The sequence below is a fragment of the Ruegeria sp. BHSB064 genome (assembly GCF_059613205.1).
Genome location: NZ_JBXWSB010000248.1, coordinates 1 through 1,304 on the forward strand (window position 1 = coordinate 1; position 1,304 = coordinate 1,304).

The 1,304-nt window shown below is 52.6% G+C and carries 1 protein-coding gene; it reads right to left on the minus strand.

Annotated features, from left to right (window positions below; all coding sequences use genetic code 11):
- Positions 1 to 201: 201 nt before the first annotated feature.
- A complete protein-coding gene (locus AC2FNU_RS24725) occupies positions 202 to 738 on the minus strand; it encodes a VPLPA-CTERM sorting domain-containing protein (RefSeq protein ID WP_496794280.1) in 537 nt (178 codons plus the stop codon).
- Positions 739 to 1,304 lie beyond the last annotated feature (566 nt).

Consider the following 1,304-nt stretch of genomic DNA (forward strand, 5'->3'; position numbering starts at 1 on the left):
ATACGCCCAAAGTGCTGGCCAGCAAAAAGCTGGGCTCGGTGGGTGAAACCATGCGGGCGGTTGCGACCCTGATCCGGCTCAGATGCACACGCATGGTCTGGATGCTGCTCCAGGCCGCCGGCGGCAGGATCTGATCTGTGACCAATAAAAAAGGGCCGCATCAGCAGCCCTTTTAACATAACATCTGTTATGAAGCTTCTTTTACACCCTCTGGCGGCGGCGCATCAGCGCCAGCCCACCCAGGGCGGTCAGCAGCAGCATGCCACCTGCTGGCAGCGGAACCGCCGAGACATCGAAGTCAAAGCCGATCACCCCACCGTTGGTCGGTGCGGTCGATCCCGCCCACGAGAACACGAGCGTTTGGCTCAGACTGGTTGATGCGCTGCTGAACAGCGTGTTGAGCGTTGTCTGAATGCCATTGCCCAGGATCGCGGTTGTTGCAAACACGTTCGATGGGTTGGCTGTATCAACCCAGCTCATCGTCAGGCCGGTGAACAGGCCAAAAACATTGATCGTAACCGATGCGTTTGCTTGCCCAATCAGCGGATCAACCGGCGATGTGAAATTCACCGAATAAGATCCCGGCCCGCCAGGGCTGGTTGCCGTTCCAATGAACAGCGGGTCAGACTTGATATCGTAAGTCCCGCCTGCACTGACCACCGTCACGGCGCTGGCTGCGCTGCTCATCAGCACAACCGCTGCAAGCGCGACCAGCATGGTCTTTAAAGATTTAAACATCTATTCCACCCTCGTTAACTGTCGCGGTGAGGCCTGCCACGTCTAAAACCCATCGTGACGCACACTCCCTTAACCTGAACTCTACCCACTCTTTTGCCACATATCGAGTGTTTTTCTGCGAAATATGTCATTTATATGGCCACTTAGGGGGTCTTGAGGCCACAATGAATTAAGTTATCAGCATCTGTTTCCGAATATTGAACGGTCATTTGGGGTCGATGCGACTTACAACCTCTCACTCTGAGATCTGATTCTCGGGTGAAGCGGGCTCAAACAGTTGAAGAAAGGCCATCTTTTAATGGCTCGAAATTCGAAGGCGGCGCGGTCAGGCGTTTGCATGCAGCATTTCAGAGAAAGTTGCAGGGGTTGCACGTCTTATCTCCACGATAAAATTACAATGAGCTGCAATTTTATTTATTGTTTCCCACCACAGGGGTGATCAGCAGAGTAAAGCACATCAACTGAGGAAAAAGCGCGAAATTATAGGGCTTTTGTATTTGTTCTTCGTTGCGCGGAAAACTTCGTGTAGCTTTGGCAAGGTGATATTCTGAGTATGGGCGTTCAAC

Coding starts and splice junctions, on each gene's coding strand:
- AC2FNU_RS24725 (WP_496794280.1), bottom strand. CDS start 738: ATGTTTAAATCTTTAAAGACCATGCTGGTCGCGCTTGCAGCGGTTGTG.